Here is a 24,447-nt window from a genome sequence, read left to right on the forward strand (position 1 = left end):
CATTTCGTCCTCCCTGGCCGGAGGTTCCCGGCCGCCGCGAGGCTACGCGCCCGATCATTCCGCGTCCATCATTCCGCCGGGATCTGCCGCTCCTCCACGACCACGGTCTCCACGCTCGCGCTCGGCTCGTAGAGCATGCGGCCCACCACCCCGGCGAGCACCGCCCCGGCAACCGGCGCCAGCCAGAACAGCCAGAGCTGCCCGAGATATTCGCCGCCGGCGAAGAGCGCTGGCGCGGTGCTGCGGGCCGGATTCACCGAGGTGTTGGTGATGGGGATGGAGATCAGGTGGATCAGCGTCAGCGCCAGGCCGATCGGGATGCCGGCGAAGCCGATGGCCGCGCCCTTCGAGGTCGTGCCGATGATGATGACCAGGAAGACGAAGGTGAGGATGAGCTCCGCCAGGAAGCAGGCCTCCATGCTGTATCGCCCGGGGCTCAGCGGGCCATAGCCGTTCGACGCGAAGCCGCCCGGCACCCAGTCGGGCTGGCCCGAGGCGATCACCCAAAGGATGGCCGCGGCGACGATGGCGCCGGCGAGCTGCACGAGGACGTAGGGAAGCACATGGCCGTTGGCGCAGCGACCGGCGGCCCAGAGCCCGAGCGTCACGGCCGGGTTGAAGTGCCCGCCAGAGATATGGCCGACGGCATAAGCCATGGTCAGGACGGTCAGGCCGAAGGCGAAGGCCACGCCCGTGAAGCCGATCCCGAGGCCGGGGAAGCTGGCGGCGAAGACGGCGGCGCCACAGCCGCCGAAGACGAGCCAGAATGTTCCGATGAATTCCGCCGTCAGGCGACAGGGAAGATCGCTTCGCATGTTTGTTCTCTCCCGTTTGCGGTGAGGTCAAATCCGCGTAAATCCGCTGTTACTTCGCGATTTCTTAAACCGTACATCGCCGCAAGCCTGATTGGAAGGAAGATGAAGCCGGGTTGCCAAAGGCCGGGCTGCCAAGCGGCTCGAGCCCTACCGCCGGGCGGCGCCAGGGCCTAAACATCCGGCATGCGCTATGTCTCCACCCGCGGAGAGGCCGCCCCGCGCGGCTTCGAGGATGTCCTACTCGCCGGCCTCGCCGAGGATGGCGGTCTTTTCCTTCCGGAATCCTGGCCCACACTGACGCCCGACGAGTGGCGGTCGCTGCGCGGCCTGCCCTATGCGGAGCTCTCGGCCCGGCTGATCCACCGCTTCGCCGGCGAGGCGCTGACGCTGGAGGAACTGCGCGGGCTGACCGCCGAAGCCTATGCCGGCTTCCGCCATCCGGCCGTGGTGCCGCTGGTGCAGCTGGGGCCGAACGAATTCGCGCTGGAGCTGTTCCACGGCCCGACCCTGGCCTTCAAGGACGTGGCGCTGCAGCTGCTCGGCCGGCTCTTCGACCATGTGCTGAAGAAGCGCGGCGAGCGCATCACCATCGTCGGCGCCACCAGCGGCGACACGGGCAGCGCCGCCATCGAGGCGTGCCGCGACCGTGAGGCCGTGGACATCGTGATCCTCCATCCCGAGGGCCGCACCAGCGACGTGCAGCGCCGGCAGATGACGACGGTGCCCTCGCCGAATGTGATGAACCTGGCCATCCAGGGCAGCTTCGACGACTGCCAGGACCTGGTGAAATCCATGTTCGTCGACGCGCCCTTCCGCCGCGAGATGCGGCTGGCGGCGGTGAACTCGATCAACTGGGCGCGCATCGCGGCGCAGATTCCCTACTACGCCTATGCCGCGCTGAGCCTGGGCGCGCCGGACCGCGAGGTGGCGGTCTCCGTTCCCACCGGCAATTTCGGCAACGTGCTGGCGGGCTGGGCGGCGAAGCGCATGGGACTGCCGATCGGGAAGTTCCTGATCGGCTCCAACCGCAACGACATCCTGGCGCGCTTCCTCGCCTCCAACGACATGAGCGCCAAGCCGGTGGAGCCCTCGCTCTCGCCGTCGATGGACATCCAGGTCAGCAGCAATTTCGAGCGGCTGCTCTTCGAGCTGCTGGGCCGCGATGCCGGGGCCACCGCGCGGCAGATGAAGGACTTCCGGGCCTCCGGCCGCATGCCGGTGCCCGACGCCGCCTGGCGGGAGGCGGCGAAGCACTTCACCGGCTTCACGCTCGACGACGCCGGCACGCTCGCCGAGATCCAGCGGCTGCACCGCGAGACGGGTTATCTGGCCGATCCGCACACCGCCGTCGCCACCGCCGCCGCGCGCGCGCTGATGCCGGAGAGCCGCATTCCCGTGATCATCGCGGCGACGGCGCATCCGGCGAAGTTCCCGGACGCCGTGCAGCGGGCGACGGGCATCCGGCCGCCCTTGCCGCCGGCGCTGGCCGATCTCCACGAACGGCCGGAGCGCTTCACGGTGCTGCCGAACGATCTCGGCGAGGTCGAGGCCCAGGTGCGGGCCCATGCGCGGCGGAACACGGCCGACGCCTGAGGCGCTCTGCCGACAGGGTACAGGTTGAAAGCGCCGGGAGGGACACCCGATATCAGGGGGGCAGAATTCTCCCCTCCCAGGCGCAAATGTTTCGTCCTGGCCCGAAGCGGGTTAGGAAGAACCTCAGCCTGACCAGCCCTGAAAGTCCCCCCGTCGAAATGACCGATACCGTCCGCGTCACGCGCCTGCCCAGCGGCCTCCTCGTCGCCAGCGAGACCATGCCGCGGGTGGAGACCGTCTCCATCGGCGCCTATGTCCATGCCGGCACGCGCAACGAGACGGCGTCCGAGAACGGCGCCTCCCACTTCCTCGAGCACATGGCCTTCAAGGGCACGGCACGGCGCGACGCCGCCTCCATCGCGCGCGAGATCGAGAATGTCGGCGGCCATATCAACGCCTACACGGCGCGCGAGCAGACGGCCTATTACTGCAAGGTTCTCAAGGAGGACACGGCGCTGGCGGCCGACATCATCGGCGACATCCTCTGCCATTCCACGCTGATCCCGGAGGAGCTGGAGCGCGAGCGCGGCGTCATCCTGCAGGAGATCGGCCAGGCGAACGACACGCCGGACGACATCGTCTTCGATCACTTCCAGCTCGCCTGCTACCCGGACCAGGCGATGGGCCGCCCGACGCTGGGCACGGAGGAGATCATCGAGAAGATGCCGCGGGACGTGCTGTCCAGCTACATGGCGCGGCACTACGGACCTTCGCGCATGGTGGTGGCCGCCGCCGGCGCGGTGGAGCACGAGCAGCTGCTGTCCCTGGTGAACCAGCACTTCGCCGACCTGCCGGCGGTGACCCCGCACGAGCCGGAGGCGGCGCGCTATTCCGGCAGCGAGTTCCGCGAGGAGCGCGACCTCGACCAGGTGCATATCGTGCTGGGCTTCCCGTCCGCGACCTATTCCGATCCGGACCACTACCCTGTGCAGCTGCTTTCCACGCTGCTGGGCGGCGGCATGTCCTCGCGGCTCTTCCAGGAGATCCGCGAGAAGCGCGGGCTGGTCTATTCGATCTACTCCTTCGCGAGCCCCTATCACGACACGGGCGTCTTCGCGCTCTATGCCGGCACGGGCGAGGAGCAGGTGGCCGAGCTCGTTCCCGTCGCCGTCGAGGAGCTGCGCCGCGTGCAGCTGGACGTGACGATGGAGGAGCTGAATCGCGCCAAGGCGCAGCTGCGCGCCTCGCTGCTGATGTCGCTGGAAAGCACCGGCAGCCGCTGCGAGCAGATCGCGCGGCAGCTCCAGGTGCATGGCCGCGTAATCCCGACCGAGGAGACCAAGGCGCGCATCGCGGCGGTGACGGTGGAGGACATCCAGCGCGCGGCGGCGCGGCTCTTCCGCGGGCGGCCGACGCTGGCGGCGCTGGGGCCGATCGCGAAGGTGCCGGCACTCGGCGACATCGCGGACAAGCTCGCGGCATGAGCGATGCGGATCTCCTGGGCGCGCTGCTCGACGCGGCGCGCAACGCCGGGGCGGAGCAGGCCGATGCGCTGCTGGTCCATTCGGCCTCGCTGGCCGTGCAGCGCCGCCTCGGCGCCATCGAGCAGCTGGAGCGCTCGGAGAGCGCCGACATCGGCCTGCGCGTCTTCCTCGGCAACCGGATGGCGATCGTGAGCGGCACGGATGCCTCGCCTTCCCGCTTCGCGGCTCTCGCCGAGCGCGCCGTCGCCATGGCGCAGGTCGTGCCGGAGGACGGCTATGCCACGCTGCTCGACGCGCCGGCGCCGATCGAGGCCGGGCCGCTCGACCTCTGCGACGATGCGGAGCCCGATGCCGAAGCCCTGCTCGCCCGCGCGGCCCTCGCCGAGGAGGCCGCGCTCTCCGTGAAGGGCGTGACCAACAGCGAGGGCGGTTCGGCCGGCTGGTCGCGCGGCTCGCGCGCGCTGGCGACCTCGCGCGGCTTCTTCGGGACCTACACGCGCTCCTCCCATTCCGTCTCCGCCACGGCTTTGGCCGGCGAGGGCACGGGCATGCAGCGCGACTACGACTATACCAGCGCGACCTTCCTCTCCGACCTCGAGGACGCGGCCTCCATCGGCCGTCGCGCGGGCGAGCAGGCCGTAGCCCGCCTCAACCCCACGCGGCCGAAGAGCACGATGCTCAGCGTGGTCTATCATCCGCGCGTCGCGAACTCGCTACTGGGCCATCTGGTGAGCGCGATCAACGGCGCCTCCATCGCGCGCGGCACTTCCTTCCTCAAGGAGGCGCTGGGCACGGCGATCCTGCCGGCGACGATGTCGGTGATGGACGACCCGCTGCGCCCGCGCGGCATGCGCTCGCGGCCCTTCGACGGCGAGGGCCAGCGCGGCCAGCGCCGGGCGCTGGTCGAGAACGGGGTGCTCACCACCTGGCTGCTCGACGGCCGCAGCGCGAAGCAGCTCGGGCTGGCCACGACGGGCCACGCCGCGCGCGGCACCGGCGGCCCGCCGGGCCCCGCGCCGACCAACCTCTGGCTGCAACCGGGGCCGCTCTCGCCCGCGGCGCTGATGGCCGATATCCGCGAGGGACTCTACGTCACCGAGCTCATCGGCATGGGCGTCAACGGCATCACCGGCGACTATTCCCGCGGCGCGGCCGGCTTCATGATCCGCGACGGCCAGCTGGCCGAGCCGGTCAGCGAGATCACCATCGCCGGCAAGCTGCCCGAGATGTTCCTGGCCATGACCGCGGCGGACGACCTCGTCTACAAGCGCGGCACCGACGTGCCGACGCTGCGCATCGACGGGATGACGCTCGCCGGGGCATGATCCCCGCATGGAGAACACGCGCGTTACGCTGATCGTCGGCGCCACGGGCGCGGCTGCGAGCCGCGTCCTGGAGCGGGGCAGGGCCCAGCCGGGCGAGACGGTCATCGGCCTCTCACGGAACCGGCCGCCCGGGGACGACCTCTGGCTTGCCGCCGACCTCGGCGACCGGGTGGGCCTGACGGCGGCGCTGGCCACGCGGCCGGACATCTCCCGCATCGTCTACGCCTCGCGCGCGCCGCATGGCGAGACGGGCGTCGAGGACGTGCCGGCCAATCTCCGCATGCTGCGCAATCTCGTGGATGCCGCCGAGGCCGGCCTGCCGCGCCTCGCGCATATCCATCTCATCCAGGGCGCCAAGTGGTACGGGATGCATCTCGGCCCCTACCGCACGCCCGCGCGCGAGGACGATCCGCGCCATCCGCCGCCGAACTTCTACTACGACCAGCAGGATTTCATCGCCGGGCGCCAGCGCGGCAAGGATTGGGTCTGGTCCACCAGCCGCCCGAACTTCGTGCTCGACGTGGCGCCTGGGCGCGCCCGCAACATGGTCTCGACGCTGGGCGCCTATGCCGCGATCTGCCGCGAGCTGGACGAGCCCTTCGATTTCCCGGGCTGGCCCAGCACCTGGAACGCCCTGCACGAGGTGACGGACGCGAAGTTTCTGGCCGAAGGCGTGCTCTGGATGCTCGGCGAGCCGCGCTGCGCCAACCGGGCCTTCAACATGACCAATGGCGACGCCTTTCGCTGGTCGGATCTCTGGCCCTTCCTGGCGGAGCAGTTCGGCTGCCGGCCGGGCGGCGTGGCCAGCCGCTACATGACCTTCTGGAGCGAAGGCAAGGAGGAGGTCTGGGAGCGGATACGCGCCCGCCATGGCCTCGCCCTGCCGCTGGACCAGGTGGCGAACTGGGCCTTCTTCGATTTCTTCATGGGCATGGATTACGACGTGCTCTGCTCCATGACGGCCGCGCGCGAGGCCGGCTTCACCGGCTTCGTGGATAGCTGGCGGATGTTCTCCGACCAGATCGCCGCCTATCGGGAGCTGCGCATCCTGCCGCCCGCCTGACCCCGGGGCGCCGGAAGCCACCCCGGCTTCTGCGCGATGGCTGGAACTCGCTGCCGGAGATGGACGCGTCCGCCCCGCCCATCTAGGCACGGGCGCGCGACGCCTTCCGCTCACTTCACATCGGATCGACCATGACTCCCGACCAGCCGCTCCCCATCCTCGCGACCCATGGCGGCAAGTTCCATTGCGACGAGGTCTTCGCCTATGCGGTGCTCCGCCTGGCCCTCGGCCTGCGCGAGGCGGGCCAGGACCATGTCCTGCGGCGCACGCGCAAGCCGGAGCTGCTGGAGACGGCCGATATCGTCTGGGATGTGGGCTTCGTCTTCGACGAGGCGGCGAACCGCTTCGACCACCATCAGCGCGGCGCGCCGCTGCGCCCCGATGGCACGCCCTATTCCTCGGCCGGGCTGGTCTGGCGCGGGCATGGCGAGCGCGCGGTGGCGTCGCTGCTGAAGATGAGCGGCTCGGAGCGCTTCGCGCCCGCCATCGCCGCCGAGCTCGATGAGAGCCTGGTGCGGTGGATCGACGAGAACGACAACGGCGTGGCCGCCGCCGGGCCGGTTCGGCGCGACCATCTGGACCTTGCCTCCCTGGTCGGCGATTTCAATCCGAGCTGGGACGACCCGGCCGGGCAGGGTTCCCCCGGCAGCGATGTCGCCTTCCTCGAGGCGGCCGAGCTGGTGGCCGGCGTGCTCTGCCGCCGTGTCGATGGCCTGCGGGCGCGGCTGGCGGCCGAGGCCGACGTGCTCGCCGCCTATCGGGCCGCCGAGGATCCGCGCATCCTGGTGCTGGAGCGCGGCATGCCCTGGAAGAACGTCGTCTTCTCCCATGACCTGCCGGTGCTCTTCACCGTCTCGCCCGCCTCGAACGGCCAATGGATGCTCGACGCCGTGCCGCCGGAGCCGGGCTCCTTCGCGCAGAGGCTGCCGCTGCCGGAGGCCTGGGCGGGGCTGGAGTCCGCCGCGCTCGCGGAGACGACGGGCGTCGCCGACGCCGTCTTCGTGCATCTGCGCCGCTTCGTCGCCGCGGCGAAATCGCGCGACGGCGCGGTGGAGATGGCGCGAAGGGCCATGGCCGCCTGAAATCCCTTGCGGCCCTCCGCACGATGTTCATGATCCTTCCCGCAAAGGACGGGCCCCCTCGACGAGGGCCCGCCGGGAGAGGAACGACCACATGGACCGCGACACCGCGCCGAAGACATATTCCCTGACGCCACGCCGCTCGCTCATGCTGGGCGGCACCGGACTGGCCACGGCGGCCATCTGGCCGGCCGGGCGCGCCTTGGCCCAGGCCTCCGACAATGTCGTGAAGATCGGCGTCCTCGACGACATGTCCGGCGTCTTCGCCGACCAGCAGGGCATGGGCGATGTCGTCGCGGCCCGCATGGCCGTCGAGGATTTCGGCGGCCGCGTGCTGAATGCGCCCATCGAGCTGGTCCACGGGGACCTGCAGAACCGGCCGGATATCGGCATGGGCATCGCCCGGCGCTGGTACGACCAGGAGCGGGTGGACGCCATCTTCGGCCTGGGCAATTCGGCGGTCGCGCTGGCCGTGCAGCAGCTCACGCGCGAGAAGAACAAGATCAACGTGACCGTCGCGGCCGGCACGACCGACCTTACCGGCACCGGCTGCACGCCGAACGGCCTGCACTGGACCTATGACAACTACGCGCTCGCGCGCGGCACCGTCACGGCCATGATGGCCGAGGGCAAGCGGAAGTGGTTCTTCCTCACCTCGGACTACGCCTTCGGCCATTCGCTTGAAGCCAATGGCGCGGCGGTGGTGCGCGCGCTGGGCGGCGAGGTGGTGGGCTCCACCCGCGCGCCGCTGAACGAGAGCGATTTCTCCGCGCATCTGCTGCGGGCGGCTCAGTCGGGCGCGCAGGTGCTGGGCCTGGCGGTCGCGGGCACCGACCTCATCAACGCGGTGAAGCAGATGGGCGAGTTCGGGCTGATGCGGCGCGGGATGCAGCCGGCCGCGCTGCTCTGCGTGCTGACCAATGTGCGCGCGATCGGCCTGGAGACGGCGCAGGGCCTCGTCTTCACCGAGGCCTATTACTGGGACCAGAACGACGGGACGCGCGCCTTCTCCACCCGCTTCGCCCGCATCCACGGCCGGCCGCCGACGATGTTCCAGGCCAGCATGTGGGGCGCCGTCACGCATTACCTCAACGCGGTGAAGGCCGCCGGCACCGACGCGGCGCAGCCGGTGATGGAGAAGATGCGCGCCACGCCGATCAACGACTTCATGACGAGGAACGGCCGCATCCGCGAGGATGGCCGCATCATCCGCGACATGTACCTGATGAGGGCGAAGCGGCCGAACCAGTCGCGCGGCGAGTGGGACCTGCTGGATGTGGTGCAGACCATCCCGGGCGACCAGGCCTATCGCCCGGCGGCCGAGAGCGAGTGCCCGCTCTTGCGGCGGGGGTAGCCTTCCTCATTTGGTGCTTGAAGGTTCCTCATTTGGATCCTATGTAGCGGGTGGAGGTTGCCCTATGCCCGCTTCCGTCACCCCTTTGCTGCAGGCCGCGCCGCCGCCCTTGCCGCCGCAGACCTTCGCGCTGGACGAGGACAGGGCCCGGCTCACCCCAGCGGCCATCACGGCCCTTCGCGGCCTGGCGCGCGCCTGGAAGCTGACCGGCGCCGAGGCCGCGGCACTGGTCGGCGTCTCGGAAACCACCTGGGACCGGATCAAGGCCGGCGCCTGGCGGCAGTCCTTCTCGCAGGACCAGATGATGCGCGCCTCGGCCATGATCGGCGTCTTCAAGGGCCTGCACCTGCTCTTCGCCGACGGGATGGCGGATCGCTGGGTGCGGCTGCGCAATGCCGGGCCGCTCTTCGGAAACCTCAGCCCCGTCGAGGCGATGATCGCGCGCGGCATCCCGGGCATGATCGAGATCCGCCAGCACGTGGACGCGCTGCGCGGCGGGCTCTGAGGCTTGGAGTTTCCCGTCACGCTCCTCGCCGAGCCGCGCGCCGTGCGGCTCGTCGCTTCCGCGCGCCTGCGCGATCCCGTGCTGCACCTGCTGCTGGACGATCCTTCGCTGGCCGGCCGGCCCCGTGCCGAGCTGGAGCAGCTGGCCCGCGACCTCGCCGAGATCGAGGGCGGCACCAGCGCCCGGCTGACCTCCGAGGCCATGCTGGCCGCGAGCTTTCCGGACGGCCGGCCGCACGCCAACTTCGTCAACGCGGCCTTCGCCTATTGGCGGCCACGCGAATCCAACCGCTTCAACGATGCGGGATTCGGCGCCTGGTACGCCGCGCTGGAGGAGGAGACCTCGCTGGCCGAGGTCGTCTTCCACATCACGCGCGAGCTCGACCGCGTCCGGGACTGGAACGCCGTCATCGACTGGGCGGAGATGTGGGCCAGCTTCGCCGGCGCCTTCGTCGACCTGCGGGAGCTGACGCCGCGGCCCGTCTGCCTGGATCCCGACCCGGGCACCGGCTATCCGGCCGGCAATCGCCTCGGCCATGAGGCGCGGAGCGAGGGTCTCAACGGCATCGTCTATCCCTCCCTGCGGCGGGCCGGCGGCACCTGCCTGGTCGCGCTCTGGCCGCATGCGGTGCAGTCGGTGGCGCAGGGGGCGATCCTGCGGACGGTCTGGGCGGGCGCGCGCGAGCCGCGGGTGGAGCGGCCATCGCCGGCCCGGTTGGCAAGCGACGGTTGATGTCCACATGCGTGGCAGGCGCAACGAATGGGAGCCTCCAGGACGATGAGCAGCAGCACCGAATACACCCCGCCCAAGGTCTGGACCTGGAACAAGGCCAGCGGCGGCCGCTTCGCCAATATCAACCGGCCGATCGCGGGCCCCACGCACGAGAAGGAGCTGCCCATCGGCGAGCACCCGCTGCAGCTCTACTCGCAGGGCACGCCGAACGGGGTGAAGGTCACGGTGCTGCTCGAGGAGCTGCTGGCCCTGGGCCACAAGGGCGCGGAATACGACGCCTGGCTGATCCGCATCGGCGAGGGCGACCAGTTCGGCAGCGGCTTCGTCGCGGCCAATCCCAATTCGAAGATCCCCGCGCTGGTGGACCGCAGCGGGCCCGAGCCGATCCGCGTCTTCGAATCCGGCGCGATCCTGGTCCATCTCGCGGAGAAGTTCGGTGCCTTCCTGCCCACCGCGCCGGCCGCGCGCGCGGAGACGCTCTCCTGGCTGTTCTGGCAAATGGGCAGCACGCCCTATATCGGCGGCGGCTTCGGCCACTTCTACGCCTATGCGCCGACCAGGCAGGGATATCCGATCGACCGCTTCACGATGGAGACGAAGCGGCTGCTCGACGTGCTCGACCGCCGGCTGGCCGAGAGCGAGTACGTGGCCGGGCCCGACTACACCATCGCCGACATGGCCATCTGGCCCTGGTATGGCGGGCTGGTGAAGTTCGACAGCTATGGCGGATCGGAGTTCCTCGCCGCCCACGAGTACAGGAACGTGCTGCGCTGGACGGAGCAGCTCTGGGCGCGCCCGGCGGTGAAGCGCGGGCGGATGGTGAACCGCCTCGCCGGCGAGCCCGCGACGCAGCTTCATGAGCGCCACGACGCCAGCGACTTCGAGACCAAGACGCAGGACAGGCTGGCGCCGGCCGGCTGACCGCCCTACTGGGCGAGGAAGAATTGCCTCGCCCGGAAAGTATCCACCTGCTGGGAGAGTTGCAGCTTCTTCCGCTTGGCCGCCGGCTTTCCCGCCATGGCCAAGGCGAGATCGGCGCGCGCCCTGATGTCGTTGCGGTACCACTGATGGCCGATGACGTCCCATTCGGTGCCGCCGCCCTCGACGGTCGGCAGCACCCGCTCCTTCGTGCCGTAGTCCAGGCCCGGGTAGAAATCGACCACCTCCACGTTCTTCGGGAGGACCGACAGATCGTCCGGTCCGGAATGGCCGAGGCGACGGACGCCGTTCGCTTTCTCGCTGGCGACCGAGAGCATGTTGTCGTAGCTCGTGCCGACGGTGACCTGCCTGGCCAGCTCGGCGATCCTGCGCATCGACCGCCCCGCCGAAAAGACGTCGGTGGAGACATCCGCCGCGACCAGCGCGGCGTGGTCGAACAGGTTCAGCATGGCCGTCGTCATCAGGCCGTTGTCGAGCTCGCGAAGGCCGGTGGCGAGGGCGAGATTTCCCATGGAATGAGCCAGCAGGCAGAGGCGCGTCGCGCGGGCGCCGCCGCTCTGCCGCGCGCGGGCGTGCTGGATGGCCACGAGGAGGCGCGCGATCGCGGGGCCGGAGGCTCTCGCATCCGCCTGGTCGGCCTTGTATTGCGCGATGGCGCCCCCGGTGAAGTTGAGGCCTGATTTCTCCACGATCACGCGGCCGTCCGAAGGCCAGGAAAACACCAGCGGAACGAGCTTCAGATCGGCGCCGCCATAGAACTCCGTCAGCTGCGCCCCGCGGCGGATGGCGGTGCCGAAGGTGTTGGAAAAGCCGTGCAGGAAGACCACGGCGACCCCGGCCAGGTCGGCCGCCGCCGCCAGCCAGTCGTCGAGGAGCCGCGCGCAGCCGCCGGTGGCGAGGTCGGCGAAATCGTCGTTGCCGCTGTTGTCGGGCGGCGCGAGGAGGTGGCGGCCCTCCTCGGTCTTCAGCGCGTTGCCGAGCCGCTGGACCGTAGTGCGCCCGAGCGTCAGCCTCCGGGGATCCGCCGGCGAGGCGGTCGCGAAAGCGTCGTCGAGCGCGCTCCGATTGGTCGCATAGTAGACGACCGTGGATCTGTCCGGCATGGCCCTCTCCCGTTTGGTATTTTCCGGGATGATGGAGCAAACAGTCCTTCTGTCGAGGAATATTTAATAGATTCCCCGATGCGCTGAATATATTTGAATGTAGGGATTAAATTTAAGGTAAGGGCCAGCCTGGATATTGTCCCGCGCCAAACCGGCGTATCGACGAGCGTCCCTCGGCAAGGGCCTTGTCCAGCAGGATGGTCGAGAGCCGCCGCGGCGCCTCGGGCCGCATGCCCTGATCCGCGGCCGAGCGGTGCGAAACTGCTGGAACTGGGTGGCGGCGCTGCGGAAGATCGCCGCGATCCCCGGCTACTCCGCCGGCGCCAGCGCGATCCGCCTGCCGCGCCGCGCCTCCTGCACGAGCGACATCAGCACGGCGCCGGCCAGCAGGCCCGCGGCGATCAGGAAGATGGCATGCGGCTGGCCATGGTCGAGCAACCAGCCGAAGCCCACCGGCCCGACGATGCCGCCGATGCTAAAGCCCGTGCTCACCAGCCCGAAGGCCGCGCCCGCCTGGCCCGGCGGCGCCGCGGCGCGCACCATCATGTCGCGCGAGGGCATGATGAGGCCGGAGAGCAGGCCGGAGACGGTCATCACCGCCGTCAGCGGCCCGGCCGCCAGGTCGCCCAGCCCCGCGATCAGGATCAGCACGGCCGCGGCGCCGAGCCCCAGCGCGGCGACGAGGCCGTGGCGCCTGGTCCGGTCCGCCACATAGCCGCCCACGAGCACGCCGACGGCGCTCGCGGCCAGCCAGGCGGTGAGCGCGACATTCGCCGCGGTCAGCGAGACGCCGCTCGCGGCCTCCCAGGCGGAGACGGCGAAGCCCTGGATTGCGGTGTTGCTGAAGGCGATCAGCGTGAAGAAGACCAGCAGCGAGAGCACCGCGGAATTGAGCAGCCGCGGCCCGCTCGTCTCTCCCTTGGCCGCGCCTCGGGCGCGGCGGAGCGCCGGCCGCTCGTCCATCGCGCCCCGCAGCAGCGGGATCGCGGCCAGCGGCCCGAGCAGCGCGGCCAGCAGCAGCGCCCCCGTGACGCCGCCGAAGCTCGCCACGCCCAGCATCAGGAAGGGAGCGACCGCGCCGCCGGCATAGCCGGCGAAAGTGTGCAGCGAAAAGGCGCGGCCGACATGCGCGTCGTCGATCGCGCTGCCCAGGATGGCGTAGTCGGCCGGGTGATAGACGCTGTTCGCCAGCCCGGCGAGGACGGCGCCGGCCAGCAGCCAGGCGTAGCTGCCGCCCAGCCCCGCCACGAGGAAGCCGACGCCGCCGAGCAGCAGCCCCGCGACCAGCATGCGCCGCGCCCCCACCCGGTCCACCAGCAGGCCCATGGGCGCCTGGGTGAAGAAGGTGACGATGTTCAGGAGGGTGAGCGCGAAGCCCAGCTCGAGGAAGCCGACGCCCATATTGTCGCGCAGCAGCGGGAAGAGGGGCGGCAGGACCAGCAGGTGCAGGTGGCTGACGAAATGCGCGCCGGAGACGGAGAGGAGGGTTCTCCGCTCCTCCGGCGAGAAGCTGGACGACATGGCCTCAATGCGCCTCCGCCCAGGAGGCGCCGTGACCCACTTCGACCAGCAGCGGAACCCGCAGCTCGGCGACGCCTTCCATGACTTTTCTTATCGTTGCTCCGGCGGCCTCGGTCTCGGCCTCCGGCACCTCGAAGACCAGCTCGTCATGCACCTGGAGGAGCATGCGGGTCCTGAGCCCGGCCTCGCGCAGGGCGCGGGGCGTGCGCACCATGGCGCGCTTGATGATCTCGGCGGCGCCGCCCTGGAAGGGGGCGTTGATCGCCTGTCGCTCGGCCCCCGCGCGGCGCACGGGATCCTTGGCGCCGATGTCCTGGATCCAGAGGCGGCGGCCGAAGGGGGACAGCACATACCCCTTCATCCGCGCCTCGTCCTTCAGGCGCTCCATCTCGTTCCGGATGCCGGGATACTGGGCGAAATAGGCATCGATGATGCCGCGTGCCTCGCCGGCGGGGATGCCCAGCCGGGCGCCGAGGCCGAAGGCGCTCATGCCGTAGATGATGCCGAAATTGATCGTCTTGGCGCGGCGGCGCGCCTCCTTGTCGACCTTCCCCGGGTCGAGGTGGAAGATCTCGGCCGCCGTGCGGGAGTGGATGTCCTCGCCCTGCTCGAAGGCCTCGCGCAGCGTCGGCACCTCGGCCAGATGCGCGAGGAGCCTGAGCTCGATCTGCGAATAGTCGGCGCTCATGAGCACATGGCCGGGCTCCGCCACGAAGGCGCGGCGGATCTTCATCCCCTCCTCGTTGCGGATGGGGATGTTCTGCAGGTTCGGCTCGGTGGAAGCTAGGCGGCCCGTGCTCGTCGAAGCCAGCGAGTAGTCCGTGTGGACGCGCCCGTCGGCGGCGATCTGCGCGGTCAGCCCCTCGACATAGGTCGACTTCAGCTTGGCGAGCTGGCGGTGCTGCAGCACCACGCGCGGCAGCTCGTTGCCCTGGGCCGCCAGATCCTCCAGCACGGAGGCATCGGTGGAATAGGCGCCGGTCTTGCCCTTCTTGCCGCCCTTCAGCCCCATCTCGTCGAACAGGACCTCGCCGAGCTGCTTGGGGCTGCCGACGTTGAAGGCGCGGCCGGCCAGGCGATGGCACTCGGCCTCCAGCACCACGAGCCGCTCGCCGAAATCCGCGCCGATGCGGGCCAGCTCGGCGCCGTCCACCTTCACGCCGGCCTGCTCCATGGCGGCGAGGACGGGAATCATCCGCCGCTCCACCTGCTCGTAGAGCGAGAGCGCCTTCACCTCGCGCAGGCGCGGCTTCAGCGTGTGCCAGAGGCGCAGCGTGACGTCGGCATCCTCGGCGGCGTAGCAGGTCGCGCGGTCGAGCGCGACGTGATGGAAGGAGATGCGGGCCCGGCCGGTGCCGGTCACCTCGTCGTAGCCCATCGGCTTGTGGCGCAGATGGAGCTGCGAGAGCTCGTCCATGCCGTGCCCATGCGCGCCGGCCTCCAGCGCATAGGAGATCATCATCGTATCGTCGAAGGGCGAGACCTGGATGCCGCCGTTCTTGGGGTTGGCGAGAACCTCCAGGTCGTATTTGGCGTTGTGCAGGACCTTCAGGACGGAGGGATCTTCCAGCAGCGGCCGCAGCGCCTCGATCACCTGGTCGTGCGGAAGCTGGACCGGCGTCTCGGCGAGCAGGTCCTGGCTGGCATGGCGCAGCGGCACGTAGCAGGCGCGGCCCGGGGCGACGGCAAGGCAGATGCCGACGAGCTCGGCCGCGAGCGCGTCCAGGCTGTCGGTCTCCGTGTCGAGGCCGACGACGCCGGCGGCCCTGCCCTCGGCGACCCAGGCCGCGAGGTCGGCCATGTCGGTGATGCAGTGATAGACGCCGAAGGGAATCTCGAGCGGATCGCCCGGCTCGTCGGTATGCGGCTGCACCACGGGGCGGGGCCGGTTCGGCGGGCCGCCGTCGCCCAGGCCGAGCCGCGCGAGAAGTGAGCGAAAATTGTTCTCGGCCAGAAAGCTGCCGAGGCGCACCGGCTCGGGCGAGCGGGCGACCAGCGTCTCGAAGGGCAATGGCAGGGGGCAGTCGCAATCCAGCGTGACCAGCTTGAGCGAGATGCGCGCCTGCTCGGCATGGGTCTGCAGCAGCTCGCGCCGCTTGGGCTGCTTGATCTCGCCCGCGCGGGCCAGCAGCGTCTCCAGGTCGCCGTATTCGGTGAGGAGCTGGGCGGCGGTCTTGATGCCGATGCCGGGCACGCCGGGCACGTTGTCCGTCGCGTCGCCGGCCAGCGCCTGGACCTGCGCGACCATGCCGGGCGCCACGCCGAACTTCTCGAAGACCTCGGGCTCGCGGATGGGCTTCTGCTTGATCGGGTCCAGCATGCAGACGCGCTCCCGCACGAGCTGCATGAGGTCCTTGTCGGAGGAGACGATGGTGACGCGGCCGCCCTCGGCCTCGAAGGCCTTCGCGTAGCAGGCGATCAGGTCGTCCGCCTCATAGCCGGGCAGCTCCAGCTGGGCGACGCCGAAGGCCTCCGTCGCCTCGCGGATGAGCGCGAATTGCGGGATCAGGTCTTCCGGCGGCTCGGGGCGATGGGCCTTGTAGGCGGGGTAGATGTCGTTGCGGAAGGTCTGCCGCGCGCTGTCGTGGACGACCGCGATGTGGCTGGAGCTGTTCTGGTTGAGGAACTTCTCCAGCATCTGCGCGAAGCCAAAGACGGCGTTCACCGGGGTGCCGTCCGGCCGGGTCATGGGCGGCAGCGCGTGATAGGCGCGGAAGATGTAGCCGCTGCCGTCGATCAGGATCAGATGCGGGTCGCCAGGCGGCGGGGTCCTCGGCTCGGCCGAGGGGATCACCGAACCGTCGATTGTGTCCGCCTCAATGGTGGCCGTCATCGCCGAAGCCTTCCTTCAGCCGGTAGGTCCTGGAGCAATAGGGACAGGTGACCTGATGCTCCTCCATGCGGAGCCAGACCCGCGGATGGCCCAGCGCGCCGGCGCCGCCGTCGCAGGGAATCTTGCGGGATTCGACCGGGATCACATCCTCCGGCGTGACGCCGGGGGTGAGGTTCGGGGTATAGCCGGTCATCTGCGGATCGCGCATGCGAAGCCTTCATCCTTGCCGCGTGTTTGCCGCAACATAGGCCCTCCCCCCTGGATGGACCAGCCGCATGCGCGCCCATATGCCCTTGGCATGAAGCTGCTCACCGCCCTCTTCCTGGCCCTGCTGTCCCTGAGCGCCTGCGCCCCCGTGGTGATCCCGGCCGGCCCGCCGACCCGCCAGGCGGGAATCGAGCCCTTTGTGGCTCCGCCGATGCCCTGGTACCCCTGGCCTTCCTACGCCCTCGCGCCCTCGCCCCCGCGGCCCCAACCCTCGGGACCGATGCCGGAGGCGACCCTGGTGATGACGGACGGGACGCATCTCCCGCTGCGGGTCTGGCGGCCGGAGGGGCCGCCGCGCTTCGTCGTTCTGGCCCTGCACGGGCTTACCGACCATGGCGGTAATTTCCTGCTGGAGGGCGGGCCGCTGCTCACGGCCGGCGGCGCCACCGTCTATGCCTACGACCAGCGCGGCTTCGGCTGGAACCGGGCGCGCGGCTACTGGCCGGGCGCCGACACGCTGATCGCCGATGCGCGCGACGCGCTGCGGCTGATCCGCGCCCGGCATCCGGGCGTACCCATCTTCCTGCTGGGCGAGAGCATGGGCGGCGCGGTCGCCCTGGCGGCACGGCCGACCGATGTGGACGGCGTGATCCTTTCCTCTCCGGGAGTCTGGGGCGGGCCTTACCTGTCTGGCTTCCTGCGGACCCTGCTCTGGGGGGCCTCGCATGCGATCGGGCCGCTGGCTGTGCCGGCCAGCGCGGCGGGCATCACGGCCAGCGACAACATGGAGGCGCTGCGCCGCTTCTCGAGCGATCCGCTGATCCTGCGCAACGTCCGCATGGACATGGTGGCCGGCGTCGTCGAGCTGATGGACCGCGCCGTGGCCGCGCTGCCGCATTGCTGCGCCGAGGTGCCGGTGCTGCTGATGGTGGGCGGCAAGGACCAGGTGGTGCCCGTCAGCATCGCGCGCCGGGCGCTGCGGGACGCGCATGTCCCGCGCGTGGCCTACTATCCGGATGGCTGGCACCTGCTGCTGCGGGACTCGATCCGCGCCGATATCGCCCGCGACATCCTGGCCTTCATGGAGCGGCCGCGGCAGCCGCTGCCGGCCGAGGAGCGCGGGCGGGCATGGCTCGCCGCGACGCCGCCGGACCCCTGAGGCGCTTGTTCTGGACGGCGCCGCCGCGCGCGTGAGACGATGAAGGGAACGACGCGTACGAAACAACGCGTAGGGGGAAACGAATGCTAAGACGCCATGCGCTCGGCCTGGGCGCGTCCACGATCCTGGCCACTCCCGGCCTTGCGCGCGCCCAGGGCGCCGCCGGATATCCCGATCGCCCCATCCGCTTCATCGTGCCCTTCCCGGCGGGGGGCGGCACAGACACCTGGGCCCGCATTGCGGCAGAGCCGATGCAGGCCGAGCTGGGCCAGCCCATCATCATCGACAACAGAGGCGGTGCCGGCGGCATGGTCGGCACGGAATACGCGTCCAAGGTTCCGCCGGACGGCTACCAGCTGCTCTTCACCATCACCACGCATATCCAGAGCCCCGTCGTGATGAACCGCTTCCCCTATGATCCGGTGGCGGATTTCGCGCCGATCGGGCGGCTCGGCACCACGGCGGTCAATTTCGTGGTAGGGCCGAAGGTACCGGCCTCGGTGACGACGCTGGCCGAGTTCGTCGCCTGGTCGCAAGGGCGGGAGGTCTCCATCGCCAATTACGCGCCCGGCTCCACCGGCCATGCCTTCGGCCTCATCCTGGCGCGGGAGTTGCGGCTGAACGCCACCCAGGTCGCCTATCGCGGCGAGGCGCCGATGCTGCAGGACATCCTGGCCGGTACCGTCGATGGCGGTTTCCACAGCATGGCGGCGGCCGGCGAGATGGTGCGCGCGCGCCGCGTCCGACCGCTGGCATGCAGCGGGGCGCAGCGCTCGCCCTCCTTGCCGGAGGTTCCGACGCTGGTGGAGCTCGGCTATTCGCGGCGCTTCATCTTCGACGGCTTCTCCGGCCTGATGGCCCCGGCGCGCACGCCGAGGCCCATCGTCGAGCGGCTGGCCGCCGCCTTCCGCAAGGCGGCGGAAGCGCCGGTGACGCATGAGCGCCTGCTGCGCATCGACACCGTGCCCTCCTATCTGGGGCCGGACGAATTCGGCAGCTTCGTCACGGCCAAGCTGCGCGAGTGGACGGAGATCGCCCAGGAACTCAACCTCCGCGTCGAGAGCTGAGCAGCCTTACCGGGCCGGGCCCTCATCCGGCCTCTCCGGCCAGTCATGCTTGGGGTAGCGGCCGCGCATGTCCTTGCGGACATCGGCCCAGCCCGCCTTCCAGAACCCGGCGAGATCGGCCGTGATGGCGACCGGCCGGCCGGCAGGCGAGAGTAGCGCCACCTGCAGCCGGATGCGCCCGTCCGCGAGCGGCGGCATGGCGCGCATGCCGTAGAGGTGCTGCGCGCGTGCCTCCAGAGTGGGGATCTCGCCGGTATAGTCGACCGCGGCGCTGCGGCCCTGGGGCAGGTCGATGCGGGCGGGCAGGGCCGCGTCGAGCTTCCGGCGCAGGTCGTGCGGCAGCAGCATCTGGCCGGCATTCAGGGATTTCAATTCCGAAAGCTTCGTCATCCCGGAGCAATAGGGCGCCAGCCAGTCCCTGGCCGTCGCGGCCAGCGCCGCGTCGGACACATCCGGCCAGGGCGCGCCCTCCAGCGCGTGCATGCGGGCGATGCGGGCGCGGAGCTGCTTCGCGGCTTCGCTCCAGTCGAGGTCGCGGAAGGCGCGTCCGGCGGCGGCCTCGGCCAGCGCCTCGGCCATCAGCGAGGGATCGACGCCGGCCAACGGCGATTCCTCCAGGACCAGGGGGCCGAACATCACGCGGCGGCGCGCCAGCACGGCCCCGGCGCGGGCGTCGAAACTCGCGCCCTCGACCGTGTGGAAGCGCTCGGGGAAGCGCGCCTCCAGCACGGCGCGCGAGAGGGGCGCGGCCATGCGGATACGCGCCTCGGTGCCCTTCAGCTCCAGGTCGGCCACGGCGAGCAGAATCTGCTTGGCCAGCGGATCGGCCACCGAGATGCGCGCGCCCTGGCCCGAGGCCATGCGGAAGGCGCCGTCCATCGTGCCGCGCTTGAGCGCGATGCGGTCCGGGAAGCCCGCGGCCAGCAGCGCGCCGGCATCGCCCTCCGGCCGCTCGTTGCCATGCACGCCGAGGCGGCGGCGATGCAGCGCGGCGGCCCGGCGGATGGCGCGGATGGCGACGGCGTCGCTCTCCGAATGCGCATGGCCGTGCAGCACGTCGAGGCGGAGCGTGATGTCGGCCGGCGGTTCCCGGCCGCGCAAGGGGTCGCGCTCCTCCAGCAGGGCGGCGAGGTCGGCGGCGAGCGCGGCTTCGCCCTCGTTCTCCACGGCGCACATCATGCGGGCGAGGCGCGGATGCGTGCCCATGCGCGCCATGCACTTGCCCATGGTGGTGATGCGGCCCTGCTCGTCCAGCGCGTCGAGGTTCTTCAGCAGGGCGCGGGCGGCGGCGAGCTGCCCCTCGGGCGGCGGATCGAGGAAGGCGAGGGCGCCCGGATCGGCGCCCCAGGAAGCGCAGTCGAGCACCAGGCCGGAAAGCTCGGCCTCCAGCATCTCGGGGCGGTCCTGCAAGGGCATGCCGCGATGGACGGCCTCGCTCCAGAGGCGCACGGCGACGCCGGGTTCGGTGCGGCCCGCGCGGCCGGCGCGCTGCTCGGCGGCAGCGCGGCTGATGCGGACGGTGACGAGGCGCGTGAGGCCGGTGGCGCCGTCGAGGCGCGGCGTGCGACGGAAGCCGCCATCCACCACGATCCGCACGCCGGGGACGGTCAGCGAGGTCTCGGCAATGCTGGTCGCCAGCACCACGCGGCGGCGCGCCCCGATGCTGAGCGCCTTGTCCTGCTCGGTGGGCGAGAGCTCGCCATGCAGGGGCAGCACGTCGGCATCGAGGCCGGAGAGGCGCTCGGCGGTCCGGCGGATCTCGCCCCAGCCGGGGAGGAAGGCCAGCACGTCGCCCTCCTCGCGCGCCATGACGCCGCGGATGGCGGTGGCCATGGCCTCGGGCAGGTCGCGCAGCTCGGTCACGTCGCGCTTCGTGTGCTCGATGCGGACGGGATGGGCACGGCCCAGGCTCTCGATCAGCGTCGCGTCGAGCAGCTTGGTGAAGAGGCCGCCATCCAGCGTGGCGGACATGGCGAGCAGCCGCAGCTCGGGCCGCAGCCCGCGCTGGAGGTCGAGGCAGAGAGCGAGGCCGAGATCCGTGTCGAGATGCCGCTCATGCGCCTCGTCGAAGAGCACGGCGGCCACGCCCTCCAGCCCCGGATCGGACTGGAGGCGCCGCACCAGCAGCCCCTCCGTGATGACCTCCACGCGCGTGTCCTTCGACACCGCGCGATCGAGCCGCGTGGACAGGCCGATGGTGCCGCCCGGCTGCTCGCCCAGCAGCGAGGCCATCCGCCGCGCGGCCGCGCGGGCCGCGACGCGCCGTGGTTCCAGCACCAGCAGCTTCCCGCCCGCGGCCCAGGGCTCGTCGCGCAGCGTCAGGGGAACGAGCGTCGTCTTGCCGGCGCCGGGCGGCGCGACGAGCACGGCATTGCTGCCGGCCCGCAACGCCTCGCGCAGGGCGGGCAGGGCCTCCCGGACGGGAAGGTCGATCAGGGCTCGTTCGAGGGCGTCGGTCACGCCCCCCGATACCGCCTCCGACAGCGATACCCTAGTCCCAGCCTTCCGCGACGGCCTTGCCGATCATCGCCCCGCTCTCGACCAGCGCATGGCCTTCCAGCAGGTTCGCCGCAACGATCCGGCCGAGATGCCTCTTCATCGCATGACGGATGGTGCCGGCATCCACCAGGTCCGCCAGCTCGTTCAGCAGATGGTGCTGCGCGATCAGGTCGGGCGTTCCGTAGATGGCGCGGGCGAACATGGCCTCCCAATGGAAGCTCGCCGCCTTCGACTTCAGCCGGCCGATATCGATGCTCATGAAGTCGTCGATCGCGCAGACCGCGCCCTGCGGCGCCACCATCTCGCAGATCGCGCGCCAGTGCTTCACCGTCTGCGTGGCCGAGAAGATCCAGGGAAAGCCGAGGCCGAGCGACTTGGCCTGCGCGGCCAGATCCCCCGAATGGTCGAGCACGTGATGCGCGCCGAGCTCCTCGCACCAGGCGCGGGTCTCGGGCCGCGAGGCGGTGGTCACCACGGTCAGCTTCGTCAGCCGCCGCGCGAGCTGGATCGCCATGGACCCCACGCCGCCCGCCCCGCCGATGACGAGCAGGGCCCCGCCGGCTGCCCCGCGCGCGATGCGCAGCCGGTCGAACAGCGCCTCCCAGGCGGTGATGGCGGTGAGGGGCATGGAGGCGGCCTCGGCGAAGCCCAGCGTCCTCGGCTTGCGGCCGACGATGCGCTCGTCCACCAGCTGGAACTGCGCGTTGCTGCCCGGCCGGTTGATGGCGCCTGCGTAGAAGACCTCCTCGCCATTGCCGAAGATATGCGCGTCGGGGCCCCGGGCGACGATCACACCCGCAGCGTCGAAGCCCAGGATGCGCGGCTCGCCGGCCGGGTCGGCGCCGGCGCGCTGCTTGGCGTCCACCGGGTTCACCGAGACGGCGCGGACCTCGACGAGCAGGTCGTGCCCCCGGGGCTCCGACGGGTCGCGGACGACGATGTCCTCCAGCGCGTCCTCATGGGTCACGGGATGGCAGTGGGTATAGGCGACGGCCTTCATGTTGGGCTCCCCGGGTTGGACGGTCTGCACCAATGGATATGGCTGACAGCGCCCGGCGCAATCCCTAGTGTGAACCTGCCGCAACGGGAGGTTCACCATGTCCGGGAATACGCCGTCCTTCGCCCGCCGTGCCACCTTGCTGGCCGCCTCGACCTTAGCCGCTGTGCCCGCATCTGTCCCCCTCCCTGCCCAGGCCGACGCGCCGCGGGCCGTGCCGCCGCAGCGAGGCGGCAACCCGCCGCGCTTCCACCGCATCAAGGTCGGCGACGTCGAGGTCACCACGCTGCTCGACGGCGGCATGGGCGGCACCAACGAGGGCATCCGCGGATTCTTCCCGGATGCGAGGCCGGAGGAGATCGCCCCGTTGCGGGAGAAGGCCTTCGCGATCCCGCAGGGGCTGCACCAGCCGGTCGGCGCCTATGTGCTGAACACGGGGCGCAACCTGGCCATGATCGATTGCGGCGGGCATTCCAGCTTCATCCCCACCACCGGCGGCGCGCTGGATGCGCTGCGAGCCAGCGGCTATTCGCCCGAGCAGGTGGACACGGTCCTCCTGACCCACATCCACCCGGAGCACGCGCTGGGCCTCAGCTACGACGGCACCACGCGCAATTTCCCGAATGCCGAGATCGTGCTGACGCAGATTGACCACCAGTTCTGGACCGACCCGGGCATGGAGAGCCGCGTGCCGCAGGGCCAGCGCTTCATCGAGGCCGCCCGCCGCGCCATTCGCCCCTATGGCGACCGCATCCGCACCACCGAAATGCGCGAGGGGCTGGAGGTCATCCCCGGCGTCTTCATGGATCCGGCGCCCGGCCATACCCCCGGCCATGTCAGCTATCGCGTGACCAGCCAGAACGAGAGCATCCTGATCTGGGGCGACATCGCGCACCAGATGCTGATCCAGCTCGCGCGGCCGCGCTGGCGCGTCGGCGTGGACGTGGACGGCGCGATGGGCGTGCAGAGCCGGCTGCGCACGCTGGACATGGTCTCGACCGAGCGGCTGCTGATCGGCGGGGTGCATGTCCCCTGGCCGGGGTTCGGGCGCGTCGTGAAGGACGGCGAAGGCTATCTCTACGCGCCGCGGCCGGCGCAGTTCTCGTAGGGGCGGTCAACCGGAAGCGGTCCGGCCGCGTTCCACCGCTCATCATGAGGGGAAATCCGCTGCACCATGTCTGAACAGGCCGCCGCGCCGCCCGTCGCCGGTCACGGCGCCGCCACGCTCACCAGCGTCACCGTCGATGCCTACAATGCCGAGCTGCGCGACAAGGACGGCTTCCTGGGCGACCGCGCCAGCAAGCGCGCCTTCTGGGCCATCCTCGACGAGTGGCGAGACCGCCTGCGCGACCTCGGCGACGACGATCCGCTGGGCGAGGGGGCCACCGAGGATATCTCGAAGCGCAAGCTGGAGAAGCTGCTGCAGGACGAGCGTCCGGAGGCCGCCGCGCTGGTCCATGGCGTGATCGAGGAGTTCGCGCAGGAGCTGGCCGGCGTCACACGGCGCTTCCTCAAGCTCAAGGGCTGGAAGGACACCCAGCGCATCACCGTCGGCGGCGGGATGAGCGGCAGCCGGGTGGGGCAGCTCGCCATCGCCCGCGCCTCACTGCTGCTCAAGGCGGAAGCCCTGGGCGTGGAGCTGCTGCCGATCACCCACGCGCCCGATGAGGCGGCGCTGATCGGCGCGGCGCATCTGGCGCCGAGCTGGATCTTCGCCGGGCACGACAGCCTGCTGGCGGTGGATATCGGCGGCACGAACATCCGCGTGGGGCTGGTCGAGCTGAACATGAAGAAGAAGGACCTTTCCGCGGCCAGGGTCGCCGGGCTCGAGGTCTGGACCCATGCCGACGAGGAGCCGAGCCGGGAGGCGGCGGTCAAGCGGATGGCCGGGATGCTGACGAAGATGGTCGCGCTGGCGAAGTCGGAGAAGCGCGCGCTGGCGCCCTTCATCGGCATCGCCTGCCCGGGGATCATCGAGGAGGACGGCTCCATCGACCGCGGCGGGCAGAACCTGCCGGGCAACTGGGAAAGCAGCCGCTTCAACCTGCCGCGGGCGCTGGCGGAGCACCTGCCCGAGATCGACGGCCACGCGACGGCGGTGCTGATGCATAACGACGCGGTGGTGCAGGGGCTGAGCGAGATACCGAACATGCAGGACGTCGAGCGCTGGGGCGTGCTGACGATCGGGACGGGGCTGGGGAATGCGCGGTTCACGAACCGGGGGTGAGGGCC

20 protein-coding genes are annotated in these 24,447 nt (G+C 70.6%); 13 read left to right on the plus strand and 7 right to left on the minus strand.

Going from position 1 to position 24,447, the window contains the following annotated elements:
* Nucleotides 1-68: 68 nt before the first annotated feature.
* Nucleotides 69-815 (minus strand): aquaporin Z, encoded by a 747-nt coding sequence (gene aqpZ, locus EJV46_RS11930; RefSeq protein WP_131548880.1) that lies wholly within the window; start codon nucleotides 813-815, stop codon nucleotides 69-71.
* Between the two features lie 183 nt (nucleotides 816-998).
* Here aqpZ and thrC point away from each other — a divergent pair, with 183 nt between their 5' ends.
* The 9 genes from thrC (at nucleotide 999) to yghU (ending at nucleotide 10,811) form a co-directional block, all read left to right on the plus strand.
* Nucleotides 999-2,408, plus strand: a complete 1,410-nt coding sequence (thrC, locus tag EJV46_RS11935) for a threonine synthase (RefSeq protein WP_131548881.1) — start codon at nucleotides 999-1,001, stop codon at nucleotides 2,406-2,408.
* A gap of 158 nt (nucleotides 2,409-2,566) precedes the next feature.
* Nucleotides 2,567-3,832 carry a pitrilysin family protein gene (locus EJV46_RS11940; protein WP_131548882.1) on the plus strand — a complete coding sequence of 422 codons (1,266 nt, stop codon included), beginning with the start codon at nucleotides 2,567-2,569 and terminating at the stop codon, nucleotides 3,830-3,832.
* Nucleotides 3,829-5,157: a TldD/PmbA family protein gene (locus EJV46_RS11945; RefSeq protein ID WP_131548883.1), complete on the plus strand. Its 1,329-nt coding sequence runs from the start codon at nucleotides 3,829-3,831 to the stop codon at nucleotides 5,155-5,157. Before EJV46_RS11940 ends, EJV46_RS11945 begins: the two co-directional genes overlap by 4 nt.
* Before the next feature lie 7 nt (nucleotides 5,158-5,164).
* The gene (locus tag EJV46_RS11950) at nucleotides 5,165-6,220 is read left to right on the plus strand and encodes an SDR family oxidoreductase (RefSeq protein ID WP_131548884.1); all 1,056 of its coding nucleotides are present in this window, start codon (nucleotides 5,165-5,167) and stop codon (nucleotides 6,218-6,220) included.
* A gap of 131 nt (nucleotides 6,221-6,351) precedes the next feature.
* Nucleotides 6,352-7,302, plus strand: a complete 951-nt coding sequence (locus tag EJV46_RS11955; RefSeq protein WP_131548885.1) for an MYG1 family protein — start codon at nucleotides 6,352-6,354, stop codon at nucleotides 7,300-7,302.
* Between the two features lie 91 nt (nucleotides 7,303-7,393).
* Nucleotides 7,394-8,653 (plus strand): ABC transporter substrate-binding protein, encoded by a 1,260-nt coding sequence (locus EJV46_RS11960; RefSeq protein ID WP_240782525.1) that lies wholly within the window; start codon nucleotides 7,394-7,396, stop codon nucleotides 8,651-8,653.
* A gap of 64 nt (nucleotides 8,654-8,717) precedes the next feature.
* Nucleotides 8,718-9,158 (plus strand): antitoxin Xre-like helix-turn-helix domain-containing protein, encoded by a 441-nt coding sequence (locus tag EJV46_RS11965; protein WP_131548886.1) that lies wholly within the window; start codon nucleotides 8,718-8,720, stop codon nucleotides 9,156-9,158.
* A gap of 3 nt (nucleotides 9,159-9,161) precedes the next feature.
* Nucleotides 9,162-9,890, plus strand: coding sequence for an RES family NAD+ phosphorylase (locus EJV46_RS11970; RefSeq protein ID WP_131548887.1), 729 nt, complete (start codon nucleotides 9,162-9,164; stop codon nucleotides 9,888-9,890).
* A gap of 45 nt (nucleotides 9,891-9,935) precedes the next feature.
* Nucleotides 9,936-10,811 carry a glutathione-dependent disulfide-bond oxidoreductase gene (gene yghU, locus EJV46_RS11975; RefSeq protein WP_131548888.1) on the plus strand — a complete coding sequence of 292 codons (876 nt, stop codon included), beginning with the start codon at nucleotides 9,936-9,938 and terminating at the stop codon, nucleotides 10,809-10,811.
* A 5-nt stretch (nucleotides 10,812-10,816) separates the two neighbouring features.
* Here the strand turns inward: yghU and EJV46_RS11980 are convergent, their stop codons facing one another.
* From EJV46_RS11980 to EJV46_RS11995, 4 genes are all read right to left on the minus strand, one after another.
* Nucleotides 10,817-11,932: an alpha/beta hydrolase gene (locus EJV46_RS11980; RefSeq protein ID WP_131548889.1), complete on the minus strand. Its 1,116-nt coding sequence runs from the start codon at nucleotides 11,930-11,932 to the stop codon at nucleotides 10,817-10,819.
* 309 nt (nucleotides 11,933-12,241) lie between these two features.
* Nucleotides 12,242-13,453: an MFS transporter gene (locus tag EJV46_RS11985; protein ID WP_131548890.1), complete on the minus strand. Its 1,212-nt coding sequence runs from the start codon at nucleotides 13,451-13,453 to the stop codon at nucleotides 12,242-12,244.
* A gap of 4 nt (nucleotides 13,454-13,457) precedes the next feature.
* Nucleotides 13,458-16,286: a DNA polymerase I gene (gene polA / locus EJV46_RS11990; RefSeq protein WP_131548891.1), complete on the minus strand. Its 2,829-nt coding sequence runs from the start codon at nucleotides 16,284-16,286 to the stop codon at nucleotides 13,458-13,460.
* A complete protein-coding gene (locus tag EJV46_RS11995) occupies nucleotides 16,270-16,494 on the minus strand; it encodes a zinc-finger domain-containing protein (protein ID WP_206020786.1) in 225 nt (74 codons plus the stop codon). Before EJV46_RS11995 ends, polA begins: the two co-directional genes overlap by 17 nt.
* Nucleotides 16,495-16,584: 90 nt before the next feature.
* On the opposite strand from EJV46_RS11995, the gene EJV46_RS12000 reads away from it, so the two are divergent.
* Nucleotides 16,585-17,652, plus strand: a complete 1,068-nt coding sequence (locus EJV46_RS12000) for an alpha/beta fold hydrolase (RefSeq protein WP_165585494.1) — start codon at nucleotides 16,585-16,587, stop codon at nucleotides 17,650-17,652.
* A gap of 83 nt (nucleotides 17,653-17,735) precedes the next feature.
* Nucleotides 17,736-18,719: a tripartite tricarboxylate transporter substrate binding protein gene (locus EJV46_RS12005; protein WP_131548893.1), complete on the plus strand. Its 984-nt coding sequence runs from the start codon at nucleotides 17,736-17,738 to the stop codon at nucleotides 18,717-18,719.
* Between the two features lie 6 nt (nucleotides 18,720-18,725).
* Here the strand turns inward: EJV46_RS12005 and hrpB are convergent, their stop codons facing one another.
* Both hrpB and EJV46_RS12015 read right to left on the minus strand, forming a co-directional pair.
* Complete coding sequence (gene hrpB, locus EJV46_RS12010) at nucleotides 18,726-21,179, minus strand: ATP-dependent helicase HrpB (RefSeq protein ID WP_240782526.1); 2,454 nt, start codon at nucleotides 21,177-21,179, stop codon at nucleotides 18,726-18,728.
* 31 nt (nucleotides 21,180-21,210) lie between these two features.
* Nucleotides 21,211-22,218 (minus strand): zinc-binding alcohol dehydrogenase family protein, encoded by a 1,008-nt coding sequence (locus tag EJV46_RS12015; protein ID WP_131548894.1) that lies wholly within the window; start codon nucleotides 22,216-22,218, stop codon nucleotides 21,211-21,213.
* A gap of 97 nt (nucleotides 22,219-22,315) precedes the next feature.
* On the opposite strand from EJV46_RS12015, the gene EJV46_RS12020 reads away from it, so the two are divergent.
* Both EJV46_RS12020 and EJV46_RS12025 read left to right on the plus strand, forming a co-directional pair.
* Complete coding sequence (locus EJV46_RS12020) at nucleotides 22,316-23,323, plus strand: MBL fold metallo-hydrolase (RefSeq protein ID WP_131548895.1); 1,008 nt, start codon at nucleotides 22,316-22,318, stop codon at nucleotides 23,321-23,323.
* A gap of 66 nt (nucleotides 23,324-23,389) precedes the next feature.
* Nucleotides 23,390-24,442: an ROK family protein gene (locus EJV46_RS12025; protein ID WP_131548896.1), complete on the plus strand. Its 1,053-nt coding sequence runs from the start codon at nucleotides 23,390-23,392 to the stop codon at nucleotides 24,440-24,442.
* Nucleotides 24,443-24,447 lie beyond the last annotated feature (5 nt).

It is taken from the genome of Roseococcus sp. SYP-B2431 (genome assembly GCF_004336745.1).
GTDB lineage: Bacteria > Pseudomonadota > Alphaproteobacteria > Acetobacterales > Acetobacteraceae > Roseococcus.